The organism is Brevundimonas sp. VNH65 (assembly GCF_049445955.1).
In the GTDB taxonomy this organism is placed as follows: domain Bacteria; phylum Pseudomonadota; class Alphaproteobacteria; order Caulobacterales; family Caulobacteraceae; genus Brevundimonas.
The window spans coordinates 7,501-21,929 of the sequence record NZ_JBMSDX010000002.1; the positions used below are offsets into that span (position 1 = coordinate 7,501).

A 14,429-nucleotide genomic window follows, 5' to 3' on the forward strand; every position below is an offset into this window, starting at 1 on the left:
TCATCACCGGCCCGAAATGAGGGGACAGCCGCACAATCTCAAGCGGTTCTTAATAACCCTATCCCATTTTGGCACGCGGGTTGCTTGCCGACCCTCGACCGGTTCGGAGTGCGGAGTCCCGCCATGACGTGTGCCAGAAGTTTCCATATCGCCCTTGCGACGGGCGCAGCGGTCGCCCTGACCGGCGGCGCGGCCGTCGCCCAGACGTCCGGCTCGAACAGCGCCGCCCAGTTCCAGTCGGGCTGGGGCAACTCCCGCTACAGCACGGCCCAGAGCCAGACCGGCTCGACCCGTGACGCCAACGGCAACCGCCTGATCGTCGACGGCATCATCCAGACGGGCGCCTCCAGCTACGCCAGCCGCAGCTCGGGCGTCTCCACCTCGGGAACCTGGTCCGGCTCCGGCTCCAACGGCTCCGGAACGACCATCGGCGGCGCGACCGCCATCGGCAACAGCCTGAACGTGGTGGTTCAGGGCAACCACAACACCGTCATCGTCAACTCGCGACAGACCAACAACGGCAATGTCACGGCGGGAACGGTCCTGAACGGGACGCTGAAACTCAATGACTAGGATCACATCCATCGGCCGCCTCGGCGCCGTCGCGGCCCTGGCCGTCTCCACCGTCCTGGCCGGATGCGGCGGAACGGGCGTGGCGGGCCGCAACGGCCTCTACGCCACCCCGATCGGCAACGCCCCGGTGACGTCGAACCCGACGCCCTATTCCCAGGCCCTCTACTGCATGGCGGACTACGCCCGGCGCTACAACCTGCCGTCGCCCCGCATCGCCATCGGCCGGGTCAGCGACTACACCGGCACCATCGCCGCCGACGGCGGCCGCCAAATCACCCAGGGCGGTTCGCTGATGGCCTATTCGGCCCTGGCCAAGGCCGGCGCCCGCATGGTCGAGCGGTACGACACCTCGATCTCGGAGCTGGAGCTCCGCTACGCCAACAACAAGCTGATCGGCGACGAGAGCCCGGATCCCAACGACCCCGGCTACCGCCGCATCCTGGCCGGCCAGGTGCCGGGCTCCGACTTCTACATCGTCGGCGGCATCACCGAGGTGAACTACAATATCCGGTCGGGCGGCTTCGACATCGGCCAGGGCGAGACCGATTCCGCCCGCCCCGGCTCGGCCCTGCTCCAGCGCAAGGTGTTCGTCATGAACATCGCCCTGGACCTGCGCCTGGTCCAGACCACGACGATGGAGGTGGTCGACGTCATCTCCTACCAGAAGCAGGTCATCGGCAAGGAGATTTCGGCCGGCGTCTTCGACTTCCTGGACGGCAACGTCTTCGACATTTCGGCCGGCACCGGCGGGATGGAGCCGGTCCAGCTGGCGGTGCGCGCCCTGATCGAGCGCGCGACACTCGAGATGATGGCCAACCTCTATGGCGCCCCCGGGCCCCAGATCTGCCTGGACGCCTCCCGTGACCCGCTGGGCCCTGTCGGCCCGACCGGCGGCTACTACCCCGCCTACGCCAATACGGATCAGAACAATGGCCAGACGCGCGCGGACCCGAACCGCTGGAATGCTAATCGCGATCGCGACGTGCGCCGCAGCCGCTACTGAGGCTTCCAGCCAGGACCGTTCGCTGGTCCTGAACAACCAGCTTCAGCTGGGCGACGTCATCGCCGGCCAGACCCTCGTCGTCGAGGGCGCGGACGAACAGGTCACGGTCTCCAACGCCGCGACCGGCAACAGCGTCGCCGGCGCGGTCGTGGGCGGCGGCATCGAATTCCGCAACGTCCAGCACCTGAACGCCAACGTCCGGGCGGTCACCACGCCCGCGCCGGGCGGCGGAGAGATCGGCGGCGTTGTCAACGCCACGACCCAGGCCAACGGCAACTACGCCTCGGCCGCCGGCTACGGCGCCGATGTCGCCGTCGATTCGGACCAGCGCGTCGGCCCCTACGAGATAGAGGCCGCCACCAGCATCACTGGCGGAACCTCCCGCCTGTTGTCCGGCGCCTATGTCAACGCTGCGGCCACGGCAAACACCATGGCTCTGGGCGGCGAGAACACGCATGTTTCGGGCGCCGTGCATCAGTTGAACGAAGCCTCCGTCCGCGCCTCGAACCTGGCCGAGACCCAGTACATCCCGGCCGAAGCCGTGTTCCAGAGCCAGGCCGTCGGCAATTCCACCACTTCGAACGGCACCGGCGCCTCCAGCGCCTATCTCTATGTCGGTCAGCGGTCGACCGGCGACGTCATCATCGCCGACACCAGCGCCAACGCCGGCAACGCCTGGGATCTGAGCGGCGCCGCCGCCGCCACCGCCAACCAGGCCGTCCTGTCCAGCGCCGGCGGTTCGGTCGTGGCTCGCACCCAGCAGGAAAACGCCAGTCAGGTCGTCTCCCAGGCCGTGGTCACCAGCTACGACTACGGCGTGGCCCGCTCGGCCGCGCGCGGCGCCGCCAACGCCGTCTCGATCGGCAACCAGGACCTGCATCTGGAAATCGACAACAGCCAGATCAACACCGGCGGGGTCGAGGTCCGCGCCAGCTTCGCCGGGACCAACGGCTATGACGCCTATGTCTCGGCCGAGGCCGTCGGCAACACCGTCACCGGCTACGCCTGCGCCGAATGCCAGGCGACGATGACCGTGAACAACAGCCAGATCAACGAAGGCGCCGTCTCCGCCACCGCCAACGCGGTCATCAATGCGCCGGGCCGCGCCGTCATCGTCGGCACCAACGCGGTCGGCAACGCCGCCAACTTCTACGTCAGCCGCCCCAACGGCGGAAACTGACCCCGGCACGCAACCTGACCTCGAATTCATTGGAGCGGGGTCGGGCCTGTCTCTAGGCTCGCGCCGGGCCGCGCTGGGGCGGCCCGCAGTTTCCGGCCCGGGCGTCGCGCGGGTCCGCGCGGAGTCCGTCATGAGATCGAATCGCCACCTGTTCGCCGCCGCCTCCGGCGCGGCCCTTCTGCTCGCCACCGGACTGGCCGGAACGGCCCAGGCCTTCGCCCCGCCGAGCGCGGCCCCGGCGGCGACCGCTATTCAAGCCTCGGACGCCCCGGCGCCCTGGGCCCAGGACGCCAGCGACATCCCGGCGGACGCGGCCGTCCGCTACGGCCGCCTGTCGAACGGCATGCGCTACGCCCTGATCCGTAACGCCACCCCTCCCGGGGCCGCCTCGATCCGGCTGCGCATCGCCGCCGGCTCGCTGATGGAAGAGGACAACCAGCTCGGTCTCGCCCACTTCATGGAGCATATGGCCTTCAACGGCACGACCAATGTGCCCGAGAACGAAATGCTGCGCATTCTCGAGCGCCTCGGCCTGGCCTTCGGCGCCGACACCAACGCCTCCACCGGCCTGGACCAGACGGTCTATATGCTGGAACTCCCGAACACCCGCGACGAGACCGTCGATCCCAGCCTGAACATCCTTCGTGAAATGATGTCCGCGGCCCTGATGGAGCCCAGCGCCATCGACGAGGAGCGCGGCGTCATCGAGGGCGAGCTGCGGACGCGCGACACCCCCGGCCTGCGAGTGGCCAAGGCCCAGTTCGCCCTTCTGGCGCCTGGCCAGCGCATGGCCAATCGCCTGCCGGGCGGTGATCTGAACATCATCCGCACCGCCCCGCGCGACCGGTTCGTCTCGTTCTACCAGGCCTACTACCGTCCCTCGCGCGCCACGATCATCGTCGCCGGCGACTTCGACATCGAGGCGATGGAAGCCAAGATTCGGCAGAATTTCGAAAGCTGGGCCCCGGCGGCGCCGAACGGACCGGAGCCGGACCTGGGAACCGTCGCGCCGCGCGAGCCGGAAACCCGGATCTTGGTCGAGCCGGGCATTCCGTCCTCGATCCAGATCAACTGGATCAAGGCCCCCGATCTGTCGCCCGACACCGTCGAACGCCGCACCCGCGCGATCAAGCGCAACATCGGCCTCTCGATTCTCAACCGGCGGCTCGGCGAAATCAGCCGCCAGGACAACGCCCCCTTCATCGGCGCCGGCGGCGGGTATCAATCCCTGTTCGACAGCCTTGACCTCGGCGTCCTGTCCGTCTCGTTCAACCCCGGCGCCTGGAAGCCGGCGCTCGAGGCGGCCGAACGCGAACAGCGTCGCCTCGTGCAGTTCGGCGTGACCGACCAGGAGCTGCAGCGCGCCATCACCGACACCCGCACCTCGCTGCAGAACGCCGTGGCGGCCGCCGCCACGCGCTCGACCCCGGCCCTGGCCAGCGGTCTGGTCAATGCGATCAACAACGACTCGGTGTTCACCTCGCCCCGGACCAATCTCGACATCTTCAACCAGGCCGTCGAAGGCCTGACACCCGCTGCGGTGCTGGCCGAAACCGCCAGGGTGTTCGACGGCCAGGGCCCTCTGGTGCTGTTTGTCAGCCCCGTCCCGGTCGAGGGGGGCGAGGCGGCCGTGACGGAGGCCTTGACGGCCTCGCGCGCCACCGCCGTTACGGCCCGCGCCGCCGACGCCGAACTGACCTGGCCCTACACGGACTTCGGAACGCCGGGCGTGCCGTCGTCTCCGGTCCAGATCGCCGACCTGGGCCTGACCACCGTCGCCTTCCCCAACGGCGTGCGCCTGAACATCAAGCCGACGGACTTCCGCGACGACCAGATCCTGATCAGCGTCCGGACCGGGATCGGTGAACTGGGCCTGCCCACCGACCGGTTCTCGCCGATGGCCCTCGCGTCATCGGTGATGGGGCCGGGCGGTCTGGGCAAGCTGTCGGTCGATGAGCTGAACCGCGTGTTGTCGGGCCGGACCTATTCGGTCAACGCGGGCATGACGACGGACGGCTTCACCTTGTCGGGCGCCACCAAGCCCGAGGACCTGCAGCTGCAGATGCAGATTCTCGCCGCCTCCCTGACCGACCCCGGCCTGCGCGCTGCGCCGCTGGAACAGCTCAAGGGCTTCTTCCCGCAGATTCTCGCCCAACTGGCGGCCACCCCCGGCGGCGCTTTCCAGCGCGATTCGGGCGTTCTGCTCGCAGGCGGTGATCAGCGCGAGGTGACGCCGACGGCGGAACAGGTGGCCGCCGTCACCATCGACCAGATCCGCGAAGGCGTGCGCGCCGGGCGCGCTTCCGGCCCGATCGACATCACCATCGTCGGAGACGTGACCGTGGACGCCGCCGTCGCCGCTGTGGCCTCGACCTTCGGCGCCCTGCCGGCGCGCGGCGAGGCCCCGTCGCCGGCGCCGGGTTCGGACCAACGGCGCTTCCCGGCGGCGACATCCGAACCGGTGAAGATCTTCCACACCGGCCCGGCCGAACAGGCCATGGCCTATGTCGCCTGGCCGACCACGGACCAGATCGGAGACCGCACGACGGCGCGCCGCCTGTCTATCCTCGCCGACGTGCTGCAACTGCGGGTCAACGAGGAGATTCGCGAGAAGCTCAGCATCGCCTATTCGCCCGGCGCCGGCGCCTCGTCGTCCGATGTGTTCGAGGGCTACGGCTCCATCTATGCGGCGGCGGAGACCGCGCCGAACAACATCGGCGCCTTCTTCGAGGCCATGGACCGCATCGCCGCCGACCTGCGCGACAATCCGATCAGCGAGGACGAACTGAACCGCGCCCGTCGCCCGGCCGTCGAGCAGTTGAAGAAGAGCATGGCCGACAACGGCTACTGGCTGCTTCAGGTTGCGGACGCCCAGCGGGATCCGACGTCCCTCGACCAGACCCGCAACCATGTCGCCACGCTCGAAGCGATCACGGCGGCCGATCTCCAGGCCCTGGCTCAGCTGTACCTGCGCCCCGACCGCGCCTGGCGCGCCGAGGTGATCAAACAGCCTGGGACCTGACCAGAAAAAGACCCCGGAGGTGAAACCTCCGGGGTCAGTCGTTCCTCAGGATCGCCGGCGATGAACCGACGCTCGCAATCTGCATCAGCGCGCCTGACGGCAGGCTGAACGACGCAATTCGGCGATTGTCAGCTTTCGCGCGCCAGAGCTCAGGACTGGACGACGTCCAGCCCGACCGATTTTGCTCTAGAACGCCCGGCCGCCCACCCCGCCGTCCAGCGTCAGGCTGTAGCTGGTCGCCGCCGCCGCCGCGGCCTGAACCACCTGCTGCTGGTATTCGGTGTAGTATTCCTCGCGCCACAGCGTCAGCACCTTGATCCCGGCGCCGTAGCGACGCAGCAGCGACCGCTCGTTGCAGTCGCGTTCCGGCTTCTGGGGCGCACAGACCATGACGCCGCCGCCATGGCCGCCGTAGCCGTATCCGCCGGCCATCTCGACGCCGTGGCCGCCTTCCGTGCGAACCGTGACCTGACCGGGCATTCCGCCCTGGCCGGCGTACATCTGGCCATAGGCCTCGGCGTACATCTGGCTGTACTGCTCGGCCGAATAGCTGGCGGCCTGCTGGGCCATGTGGCCGCCGCCGCGCCGATACCAGAGGCTCTCGCCCTTGGCGCACATCATGGTCTCGCCGCGATCGAAGTTGATCGCCGCCTCGTTCACATAGTCAGCCCACGACACCTGCAGCCGCGTTCCCGCGAGGCAGCGGTACAGTTCGCCTTCATAGCCGTCGGCGACGTCGCGGCCCGGCTGCACCTGGCTGGCCGGATGCGGCACGTTGCGGTCGTCGATGCAGACGGCGCGGATCACGACCCGGGCGGCGACCCAACGGGCCATCGTCACGGGAGTCTGAATGACCTGGGCGGCCGCGGCGGCCGCGCCCTCGACGTTCAGACCCTGGATCACCGTCGGATAGGGCTGGTCGACGTTGAAATAGGCGCCGCCGCCTCCGCCGTAGCTGCCCGACAGGCTTGAGAAGCCCCGCGCGCGCAACAGGTTCTCGTTGCTGTTCGCGTTCGCATTGGCGTTCGCATTGACGTTGACGTTCAGATTGAAATTGCCGCCGCCGCTCGGATAGTCCGGCGCGGGCGGCGGGCGGCAGCAGGCCGACGGCGGCTCCGGCGGCGACGGCGGCGCGGGCGGAGGCTGGCAGCAGGCCGGGGAGGGAGGCGGCGGTGGCGGCGGAGTCGGGGTTCCACAGCCCGAGCCGCACTGGGCCAGCGCCTCGCCGCCGGTCGCCAGGGCGGCCAGGCCGATCGCCGCCGGCAGCCATGTCGTGGTCCTGAGCTTCATGCGCCCGGCTCCAGTCTGCGTCATGCGGTCGCCAAACGCGGACCGCTCCAGTGGATCAACCTGGGTCAAAACCCTTGAAAATCTGTTGCCGAGAGGGTGAACGCGACCCGATTCGGGGCGGCGCCGCGCTTGCGGGTCGGGCCGGGAAAGGCGACCCCATGTTCCATCCCGGCACATCCGCCCTGATCGACGCCTGGCGCGCGCTTCCCGACGCCGAGCGCGTGCCGGCGCGCGCCGCCTTCGACCCCATGGTCCTGGGCCCGCAGTTGCCGCGCGTGTGGAGCGCCGGCCGAGCCGACGGCGACCGTTGGCCGCTTCGCCTGGCCGGCGGGTGGATGGAGCAGCTGCACGGAGCGGCGCTTGTCAACGTCGACTGGCTCGACCTCTGGCGTGCGGACAGCCGCCCCCTGATCCTGGCGACGATCCAGAGGGCCGTGCGCGAGGCGCGCCCCTATGTCGTGGTGGCCGATTCGCCGCTGCTGGCCGGACCGATCGAGGTGGCCCTGGCGCCGTTCCGCGATCGAACCGGCGCCGCCGACCGGCTGATCGGCTGCTACCAGCCGGTGCACGCTTCGGATCTGGCGGCCGAATCGATCGGCGCCCTTTCGGCCCGGTTGGCCACGGCGACGGGGGATGTCCGCCGCGCCCCCCTTGCCCTGGCCACGCTCGACGGCCGCCGCATCGCCTGAAGGGGCGCCGTCAGAGCGGTTTCAGCCCAGCCGCGAAGCGTTTCCAGTTCTGGACATAGTGTTCGGCGCTCGCCGTCAGGGCGGCGATCTGACCGTCCGTCAGTTCACGGATCACCTTGCCCGGCTGACCCATGACCAGGCTGCCGTCCGGGATCTCCTTGCCCTCGGGAATCAGGGCGTTGGCGCCGATCAGACAATTCCTGCCGATCCGCGCCCCGTTCAGAATCACCGCCCCGATGCCGATCAGGCTGTTGTCGCCGATGGTGCAGCCGTGCAGCATCGCTTTGTGGCCCACGGTGACGTCGCGCCCGATCGTCAGCGGCACGCCCGCGTCGGCATGCAGGACGCTGAGATCCTGGATGTTCGAGTTCTCGCCGACCGTCAGACGATCGGTGTCGCCACGCAGAACCGCGCCGAACCAGACGCTGGCGTTGCGGCCCAGCACCACATCGCCCAGCACCACGGCGGTCGGCGCCACCCAATATTCGCCTTCGGGAGGCAGGCTCGGGCTCTGGTCGCCGAGGGTGTAGAGGGTCATCGCCGTGTCTCCTGATCGCTTCACGAGGCCGTGTGAAATCGGACCTTTAAGCCTTCATAAACCACGATAGCATCTGATTGTCGGGTGATTCGGGGGCGCTGAATCCGCGCTGTCGTCTCACTCGCCGGACCGATTCCGGTCCGGGTTGCCAGGAGGACGTGAGTGGCGCGTTCGATTCGGCGGCGGGATCTCCCGCTCATCGCAGTGTCGCCGGGCGGCTTCGCCCCCGATGCACCGCCCGCCGATCCCGGTCGCGCCGTCGTCGGCCTCCTCCTCTCCTCCCCCGCCGCCCGAGGCGATGTCGTTCCGGCATCGCCTTTTTTCTTGTCCGACGACCGCCGCACCGCCCGGCCGTCGTCACCTCTTCGGAGATCGTCATGACCAAGCGTTCCGCCCTGAAGCGCCAGGCTCGCGAAGGCGTTCTGGATTCGCGTGAGTTTTCCCAGGACGCCAAGGTGCGGCGCCTGCCGACCCACACCGGCTGGTCGCCCTATCCGTCCAATGACGATCGTGACCAGGCCTATCTGAAGACGCTCAAGCCCAAGTCCGAGGGCCAGGCCGCATTGCTGAACGCCATCGACACCGCCAGCCTGTGTCTCGCGCTTGGCCCGGCCGGAACCGGCAAGACCTATCTGGCCGTCGCCAAGGCGGTCGAAGCCCTGGAGGCCGGCCGCGTGGGCCGCATCGTCCTCAGCCGGCCGGCGGTCGAGGCCGGCGAATCGATCGGCTTCCTGCCCGGCGCCATGGAGGACAAGCTCGCCCCCTATCTGCGCCCCCTCTACGACGCCCTGTCAGATCGGCTGTCCATGAAACGGGTCGGCGCCCTGATGGCCGAGGGTCTGATCGAGATCGCCCCGATCGGCTACATGCGCGGCCGGACGCTGAACAACGCCTTCGTCGTCGTCGATGAAGCCCAGAACTGCACCTACACCCAGCTGAAGATGCTGCTGACCCGGCTGGGCTGGCATTCGACCATGGTGGTGACCGGCGATCCGCACCAGTCGGACCTGCTGCCGGGTGTTTCCGGCCTGGCCGATATCGCCGAGCGACTGGAGGCCGTGCCCGAGATCGCGGTCGTCCGTCTGGCGGAGCGCGACATCGTCCGCCACCCGCTGGTCGCCAGCATGATCGGCGTCCTCTGACACCATCGACGGCCGACTGAAACGACGAAGGGGCGGGATTTCATCCCGCCCCTTCTTCACATCACCTCGGCCAGGGCGGCCGGCTTGTCCTCGATCTTGGGCGGCGGCGGCGCAGGCGGTCGCGCGCCCATCCTGTCCATGAAGCGGAACACGAAGGGATTGAGCGAGATCGACAACAGGGCGGCGGCCAGGACCAGATCATGCGTCTGCTGGCTCATGGCGCCCAGCGACACGCCCAGCGCTGCCAGGATGAACGAGAATTCCCCAATCTGGGCCAGACTGGCCCCGACCGTCAGGCTGGTGGCCCGATCCAGCTTGAACGTCGTCGTGATGGCCAGGGCCGCGACGGTCTTGCCGACGATGATGATGGCCAGGACGCCCAGCACCGCCAGCGGCTGCTCGACCAGGATCATCGGATCGAACAGCATGCCGACCGAGACGAAGAACAGCACCGCGAAGGCGTCGCGCAACGGCAGGGACCGCTCCGCCGCATTGTGCCCCAGGGGCGTGCCATTCAGCACCAGCCCGGCCAGGAAGGCGCCCAAGGCGAATGAGTGGAAGAGCCGGTAGGCGATCCAGGCGATCCCGAGGGCGATCGCCAATACACCCAGGGTGAACAGTTCGCGCGACTTGGTGTGGGCGATCCGAACCAGCACCCAGGGCAACACCTTGCCCCCGATGAACAGCATGGCGGCGACGAATCCCGCCACCTTCAGCAGGGTGACGCCGACGCTCAGCCCCAGGGCCCCCGCGTCCGTCTCGCCACCGGCCGGCGAGAGCAGCATCGGAAGCATGACCAGGGCGATGACGATCACCAGGTCTTCGACGATCAGCCAGCCGACCGCGATCCGTCCGACCTCGCCCTTGTTCTGTTTCCGCTCCTCCAGCGCCCGCATCAGGACCACGGTCGACGCCACCGACAGGGCGAAGCCCATCATCAGGGCCTCGACGTCCGACTGACCCAGCAGGAAACGCCCCAGGGCCCAGCCCAGGATCGTCGCCGAGGCGATCTGCACCAGGGCGCCGGGCACGGCGACCTTTCGGACCTTCATCAGGTCCTGGGGCGAAAAGTGCAGCCCCACCCCGAACATCAACAGGATGACGCCAATCTCCGCCAGCTGCGGCGCCAGTTCGACGTCGGCCACATAGCCGGCGGTATGCGGCCCAACCACCACGCCGGCGACCAGATATCCGACGAGGGGCGATAGCTTCAGCCGATTGGCCAACATGCCGAACACAAAGGCGAGGACGAAGCCCCCGACCAGGGTGGTGATCAGGCTGCTGTCGGCATGCGGCATCGGCGCTCCTTGCGTCGGGCGTCAGGACTTTCGTTCGGGCAGACTGCGGAACTGGGGCTCGGCTCAACGAAAATCAAGGCGACTCAATGCCTCGCCTCGCTGAAACTTGGCCGTTCAGGGTTTTTCCGGCGGCTCGGCGGCCCAGGCGGACTGAAGCCGCGCGATCCGGATCGGATCGACGGCCCAACTCACGCCGTCGATCGCACAAACCCCGGCCGCCGGGGTGGCGCTGTTGCAGATGAAGGCGCCGTCGAACCCGCCGAGATCATCCAGGCGCACCGGCCGTCGCGCTTCGGACATGTCGACGCTCGCCAGATGTCGCCGGATCAGGGCCTGGGCGACGCCGTCCAGCATCGGCGCCTGGGGCCAGACCACATGATCGCCCTTCAGGAAGCCGATGTTCCAGACGCTGCCTTCCGAGATCAGGCCCGACGAATCCGCGAACAGGGCGTCGTCATGACCGGCCGCCCTCGCCTGGCGTCGCGCGCCCATCAGGCCGAAGGTCGCCACGTGCTTGAGATGCGGCGTCTCCCGCTCATGAACCTGCGCCTGGAGGGAGAGTTCGCCGGCCAGGGGCGGCGGCGCATCAAAGACGCCGACCATGACGCTGGGCGCGCCGACGAAATCGGCGTTCCGCATCCGGATTTCCCGTGAGAACAGACTGACCCGCAGCCAGGCGTCGCCGCTGTCCGGCGCAGCCTGACGGATCAGCGTCCGCAGGCGACGCGCATCGACCGGCTCCCCGAACAGGTCGCGGGCGGACGCCTCCAGGCGCGACAGATGCAGGTCCAGGCCCCGAACCGCCCCCTCCTCGACGCGAAATGAGGTGAAGGCGCCATAGGGATGCAGCAGTTGATGGATCAGATCGGCTTCGACAGCCGGTTCACCGTCGATCCAGAGGCGCTGCAAGACCCTAGTCCTCGCCGCCCCCGGCCTCGCCGTCGCCCGCATCGTCGTCGCCGCTTTCCGGCAGGCGCTCGACCGACACCACCTTCTCGCCGTCCGCGGTGCGGAAGATGGTCACGCCCTGGCTGGCGCGGCCGACGATGCGAACCTGCTCCATCCGGGTACGGATCATCTGGCCGCCCGAGGTGACCAGCAGGAGATCGTCCGTCTCCTCGACCGGGAAGGCGGCGGCCAGACGTGCGCCCGCACGCCCGCCCAGGCCGTGGGCTGTCAGCCCCTTCCCGCCCCGTCCGGTGCGACGATATTCATAGGCCGAGGACCGCTTGCCGAAGCCGGTCTCGGTGACCGTCAGAATGAACTGCTCGGCGGCCCCCAGTTCAGCGATACGCTCGACGGACAGGGCCGTTTCGGCCACGACCTCATCGTCGCTCTCGACGCCGACCGGCTCCTCGTCGCCGCCCTCGCCCTGATCCAGCGCGGCGCGCCGCATGGCGTTGGCGTGCTTCACATAGGCGGCGCGTTCTTCCGGCGTGGCGTCGACGCGGCCCAGGATGGCCATGGAGATGACCGCGTCGCCCTCGGCGAGACGCACGCCGCGCACCCCGGTCGAATCGCGGCCCTTGAACACCCGCACGTCGTCGGCCTTGAAGCGGATCGCCTGACCGAGGGCCGTGGTCAGCAGCACATCGTCCTCGCCCGTGCACAGGGCGACGCCGACCATGCTGTCGCCGTCCTCCAGCTTCATGGCGATCTTGCCGGCGCGATTGACCGTGGCGAAGTCGCTCAGCTTGTTGCGACGCACGTCGCCCGAGCGGGTGGCGAACATGATGTCGTAGTCGCCCCAGGTCGCCTCGTCCTCCGGCAGGGGCAGAACGTTCATGATCGAATCGCCGGGCTCGATCGGCAGCAGGTTCACGAACGCCTTGCCGCGCGAGTTCGGCGCCCCCAGCGGCAGGCGCCAGGTCTTCAGCTTGTAGGCCTTGCCGTTGGTGGCGAAGAACAGAACCGGCGTGTGGGTCGAGGCCGAGAACACGCCGACCACGGCGTCCTCGTCCTTCATCGCCATGCCGGACTTGCCCTTGCCGCCGCGATGCTGGGTCCGATAGGCGTCCAGGGCCACCCGCTTGACGTAGCCCCCGTGGGTCACGGTGACGACCATGTCCTCGCGCGGGATCAGGTCCTCGTCTTCCATCTCGGCGTCGCCTTCGCCGATCAGGGTGCGACGCGGCACGGCGAACTGGTCTTTCACCGCGATCAGGTCCTCGCGGATGATGGCCAGGATATTGGCCCGGTCCGACAGGATGGTCAGATGTCCCTGGATCGTCTCGGCCAGCGTCCGGGCCTCGCCGAAGATGTCGTCACGGCCCAGGCCCGTCAGGCGGCTGAGGGTCAGGGCCAGGATGGCGCGGGCCTGTTCGTCCGTCAGGTTCAGCTTGTCGCCGTCGATCAGCATGGAGCGCGGATCGGCGATCAGCTCGACCAGGGCGATCATGTCGCCCACCGGCCAGCTCTTGGCTTGCAGCCGTTCGCGCGCCTCGGCCGGATCGGCCGACGAGCGGATGATGTGGATGACCTCGTCGATATTGGCCACCGCCACGGCCAGGCCGACCAGGACGTGGCCGCGATCGCGGGCCTTGGCCAGCTCGTACTTGGTGCGCCGGACCACGACTTCCTCGCGGAAGTCGAGGAAGGCCTCCAGCAGGGCGCGCAGGCCCATCTGTTCCGGCCGGCCATGGTTCAGCGCCAGCATGTTGACGCCGAACGACGACTGCAGCGCCGTATAGCGATACAGCTGGTTCAGGATCACGTCGCCGGACGCGTCGCGCTTCAGCTCGATGACGATCCGCATGCCCTGACGATCGGATTCGTCCCGGACGTCCGCGATGCCCTCCAGACGCTTCTCACGCACCATCTCGGCGATGCGCTCGATCAGGGTCTGCTTGTTCACCTGGAACGGCAGTTCCGTGATGATGATGGCGTCGCGGTCCTTGCGGATCTCTTCCACCGAGGCCTTGCCGCGCACGATCACCGATCCGCGCCCGTCGCGCAGGGCGTTGCGCGGCGCCGTCCGGCCCATGATTTCGCCGCCCGTCGGGAAATCTGGTCCCGGCACGATGTCCAGCAGGGCGTCGTCCGAGATGTCCGGCGCGTCCAGCAAGGCCACCGCCGCGTCGATCACCTCGCCCAGGTTGTGAGGCGGAATGTTGGTGGCCATGCCCACGGCGATGCCGCCGGCGCCGTTGACCAGCAGGTTCGGAATGCGCGTCGGCAGGACCGACGGCTCCAGCTCCTTCTCGTCATAGTTCGCCTGGAAATCGACCGTATCCTTGTCGATGTCGGCCATCAGGGCGACGGCCGCCGGGGCCATCCGCGCCTCGGTGTATCGCATCGAGGCCGGCATATCGCCGTCGACCGAGCCGAAGTTGCCCTGACCGTCGACCAGCATCAGCCCCATGGAGAACGGCTGGGCCATACGCACCAGGGCCATATAGACCGAGGCGTCGCCGTGCGGGTGAAACCGGCCCAGCACGTCGCCGACCACGCGCGCGCACTTGGAATAGGACTTCTCGGGCGACATGCCGAGGTCGTGCATCGAATACAGGATCCGCCGATGCACCGGCTTCAGACCGTCGCGCGCATCCGGCAGGGCGCGGCTGACGATCACGCTCATGGCGTAGTCGAGATAGGAGCGTTTCAGCTCCGTCTCGATCGTGATGGTCGAAATGTCTGATCCGCCGCCCGCGCCCGAAGGAGGGAATGCGGCGTTGTCGTAGCTGTCGTCGGTCAA

The 14,429-nt window shown here is 68.4% G+C and carries 11 protein-coding genes and 1 pseudogene (1 of these 12 running past the window's edge); 6 read left to right on the plus strand and 6 right to left on the minus strand.

Annotation, left to right across the window (positions count from 1 at the left end; all coding sequences use genetic code 11):
- Positions 1-4, minus strand: partial view of a rhomboid family intramembrane serine protease gene (locus ACO2Q1_RS03955; protein ID WP_423328247.1) — the start only. The gene continues 686 nt to the left of window position 1, outside the view; only the first 4 of its 690 coding nucleotides appear in the window; its start codon is at positions 2-4; the stop codon falls past the left edge of the window.
- A gap of 119 nt (positions 5-123) precedes the next feature.
- Here ACO2Q1_RS03955 and hfaA point away from each other — a divergent pair, with 119 nt between their 5' ends.
- The 4 genes from hfaA (at position 124) to ACO2Q1_RS03975 (ending at position 5,778) form a co-directional block, all read left to right on the plus strand.
- On the plus strand, positions 124-573 hold the full coding sequence (gene hfaA, locus ACO2Q1_RS03960) for a holdfast anchoring protein HfaA (protein WP_423328248.1): 450 nt from the start codon (positions 124-126) through the stop codon (positions 571-573).
- Positions 566-1,576: a holdfast anchoring protein HfaB gene (gene hfaB, locus ACO2Q1_RS03965; protein WP_423328249.1), complete on the plus strand. Its 1,011-nt coding sequence runs from the start codon at positions 566-568 to the stop codon at positions 1,574-1,576. The genes hfaA and hfaB overlap by 8 nt, the downstream gene beginning before the upstream one ends.
- Complete coding sequence (hfaD, locus tag ACO2Q1_RS03970) at positions 1,536-2,756, plus strand: holdfast anchor protein HfaD (protein ID WP_423328250.1); 1,221 nt, start codon at positions 1,536-1,538, stop codon at positions 2,754-2,756. The genes hfaB and hfaD overlap by 41 nt, the downstream gene beginning before the upstream one ends.
- 130 nt (positions 2,757-2,886) lie before the next feature.
- Positions 2,887-5,778 carry a M16 family metallopeptidase gene (locus ACO2Q1_RS03975; protein WP_423328251.1) on the plus strand — a complete coding sequence of 964 codons (2,892 nt, stop codon included), beginning with the start codon at positions 2,887-2,889 and terminating at the stop codon, positions 5,776-5,778.
- Positions 5,779-5,964: 186 nt separating this feature from the next.
- Here the strand turns inward: ACO2Q1_RS03975 and ACO2Q1_RS03980 are convergent, their stop codons facing one another.
- Positions 5,965-7,068 carry a hypothetical protein gene (locus ACO2Q1_RS03980; RefSeq protein ID WP_423328252.1) on the minus strand — a complete coding sequence of 368 codons (1,104 nt, stop codon included), beginning with the start codon at positions 7,066-7,068 and terminating at the stop codon, positions 5,965-5,967.
- Positions 7,069-7,226: 158 nt separating this feature from the next.
- On the opposite strand from ACO2Q1_RS03980, the gene ACO2Q1_RS03985 reads away from it, so the two are divergent.
- The gene (locus tag ACO2Q1_RS03985) at positions 7,227-7,757 is read left to right on the plus strand and encodes a PAS domain-containing protein (RefSeq protein WP_423328253.1); all 531 of its coding nucleotides are present in this window, start codon (positions 7,227-7,229) and stop codon (positions 7,755-7,757) included.
- A 145-nt stretch (positions 7,758-7,902) separates the two neighbouring features.
- Here ACO2Q1_RS03985 and ACO2Q1_RS03990 read toward each other — a convergent pair.
- Positions 7,903-8,295 (minus strand): annotated as a pseudogene (locus ACO2Q1_RS03990) (gamma carbonic anhydrase family protein); the annotation flags it as partial.
- Between the two features lie 377 nt (positions 8,296-8,672).
- On the opposite strand from ACO2Q1_RS03990, the gene ACO2Q1_RS03995 reads away from it, so the two are divergent.
- Positions 8,673-9,437 (plus strand): PhoH family protein, encoded by a 765-nt coding sequence (locus ACO2Q1_RS03995; protein ID WP_423328254.1) that lies wholly within the window; start codon positions 8,673-8,675, stop codon positions 9,435-9,437.
- 56 nt (positions 9,438-9,493) lie between these two features.
- On the opposite strand, the gene ACO2Q1_RS04000 is transcribed toward ACO2Q1_RS03995, so the two are convergent.
- The 3 genes from ACO2Q1_RS04000 to gyrA form a co-directional block, all read right to left on the minus strand.
- Positions 9,494-10,735 (minus strand): cation:proton antiporter, encoded by a 1,242-nt coding sequence (locus ACO2Q1_RS04000; protein ID WP_423328255.1) that lies wholly within the window; start codon positions 10,733-10,735, stop codon positions 9,494-9,496.
- A gap of 114 nt (positions 10,736-10,849) precedes the next feature.
- Complete coding sequence (locus tag ACO2Q1_RS04005; RefSeq protein ID WP_423328256.1) at positions 10,850-11,644, minus strand: aminotransferase class IV; 795 nt, start codon at positions 11,642-11,644, stop codon at positions 10,850-10,852.
- 4 nt (positions 11,645-11,648) lie between these two features.
- Entirely contained in the window at positions 11,649-14,429 is a 2,781-nt protein-coding gene (gyrA, locus tag ACO2Q1_RS04010; RefSeq protein ID WP_423328257.1) for a DNA gyrase subunit A, read from the minus strand.

Excerpts from the sequence above, each read along its gene's own strand:
- hfaA (WP_423328248.1), top strand. The coding sequence starts at position 124 with ATGACGTGTGCCAGAAGTTTCCATATCGCCCTTGCGACGGGCGCAGCG.
- hfaB (WP_423328249.1), top strand. The coding sequence starts at position 566 with ATGACTAGGATCACATCCATCGGCCGCCTCGGCGCCGTCGCGGCCCTG.
- hfaD (WP_423328250.1), top strand. The coding sequence starts at position 1,536 with ATGCTAATCGCGATCGCGACGTGCGCCGCAGCCGCTACTGAGGCTTCC.
- ACO2Q1_RS03975 (WP_423328251.1), top strand. The coding sequence starts at position 2,887 with ATGAGATCGAATCGCCACCTGTTCGCCGCCGCCTCCGGCGCGGCCCTT.
- ACO2Q1_RS03980 (WP_423328252.1), bottom strand. The coding sequence starts at position 7,068 with ATGAAGCTCAGGACCACGACATGGCTGCCGGCGGCGATCGGCCTGGCC.
- ACO2Q1_RS03985 (WP_423328253.1), top strand. The coding sequence starts at position 7,227 with ATGTTCCATCCCGGCACATCCGCCCTGATCGACGCCTGGCGCGCGCTT.
- ACO2Q1_RS03995 (WP_423328254.1), top strand. The coding sequence starts at position 8,673 with ATGACCAAGCGTTCCGCCCTGAAGCGCCAGGCTCGCGAAGGCGTTCTG.
- ACO2Q1_RS04000 (WP_423328255.1), bottom strand. The coding sequence starts at position 10,735 with ATGCCGCATGCCGACAGCAGCCTGATCACCACCCTGGTCGGGGGCTTC.